Source organism: Halorubrum vacuolatum (genome assembly GCF_900188065.1).
GTDB lineage: Archaea > Halobacteriota > Halobacteria > Halobacteriales > Haloferacaceae > Halorubrum > Halorubrum vacuolatum.
Map to the genome: position 1 here is coordinate 1 of NZ_FZNQ01000064.1, position 1,424 is coordinate 1,424.

The 1,424-nt window shown below is 54.5% G+C and carries 1 protein-coding gene; it reads left to right on the plus strand.

Going from position 1 to position 1,424, the window contains the following annotated elements; genetic code table 11:
• Positions 1–159: 159 nt before the first annotated feature.
• Positions 160–1,424, plus strand: a 1,265-nt coding sequence (locus tag CHB65_RS16660; protein ID WP_089386131.1) for an RNA-guided endonuclease InsQ/TnpB family protein, incomplete at its 3' end; no start/stop codon positions are given.

The following is a 1,424-nucleotide window of genomic DNA, read 5'->3' on the forward strand; positions in this document are numbered from 1 at the left end:
GTTTATCGGATGAGCAGGCGCAAAACCTCGCCGTTTACGGCGGGGATACGCGCCGTCACTAGATGACGCAAACCACCGATGACTGCACGGCGGGATATTCCACGCTCAATCACCACCTTTAATTCAGAAAACTCCATAAGTGCTTATGAACACAGTACGATGCTGGAGACAACCCGCACCTATCGAGCGAAAATCGTCAACCACACCCAAGTGAGTGACGACCTCGATGACTGCGGACACTCAGCATCAAAACTGTGGAACGTCGCCCGCTATCACACCCAACAAGAGTGGGATGAAACCGGGGAAATTCCGTCCGAAGCCGACCTCAAGCGCGAATTAAAAGACCACGAACGCTACAGTGACCTCCATTCTCAGTCAAGTCAGCGAGTTCTAGAAGAGCTTGCTGAGGCGTTCAACGGTTGGTTCAAAAAGCGCAAAAACGGCGACACAGACGCGAATTCCCCCGGCTACAGAAAGCGAGGTGACAACCACCCACGCTCCACCGTGACATGGAAGCAAATGGGTATCAAGCACGATTCCAAACACAACCAACTCCGTCTGAGCAAGGGTTTCAACCTCAAACAGCACCGCTCGGACTTCATCCTCGTCGAATACGAAACGCGACCAGATGTAACCGTGGAGAACATCCAGCAAGTGCGAACCGTCTGGAACGGCGACCGTTGGGAACTTCACCTCGTCTGCAAAGTCGAAATTCCCGTCAAGGACGCACCCGGTGACAACACCGCTGGAATCGACCTCGGCATCAAGAACTACCTCGCCATCGCCTACGATGATGGTGACGCTGAGTTGTATCCGGGGAACGTGCTGAAACAGGATAAACACTACTTCACCCGAGACGAGTACGACACCGAAGGCGAGAACGGCCCGTCGCGTCGTGCGCTTCGCGCTCGCCAGAAGTTGTCTCGGCGGAAAAACCACTTCTTGCACGCTCTGGCCAAACACGTAGTTGAGAAGTGTATCGATCACGAGGTTGGTCGTATCGCCATCGGTGACTTGAGTAGGATTCGAGAGGAGGAGAACGGCGAGTCTCGGAACTGGGGTAAGCGTGGGAACAAGAAACTCCACGGCTGGGAGTTTGACCGCTTCACCCGTTTGCTCGAATACAAGGCAGAGGAACACGGCATCCTTGTAGACCGAAAGAACGAGCGGGACACGAGTAAGACGTGTTCGTACTGTGGGCGGAAGCGTGATGCGAATCGCGTGGAGCGTGGATTGTACGTCTGCGAATCGTGTGGTGCGACGATGAACGCAGACGTGAACGGTGCGGTGAACATTCGCAGAAAGATAACTCAGAATCCCCCAACGGGGGATATGAGTAACGGTCGTTTGGCAAGGCCAGTAGCCTACTTGTTCAACCAAACCTCGGGGCGTTTCGCACCGAACGAACAGGCGGGTTGCAAACC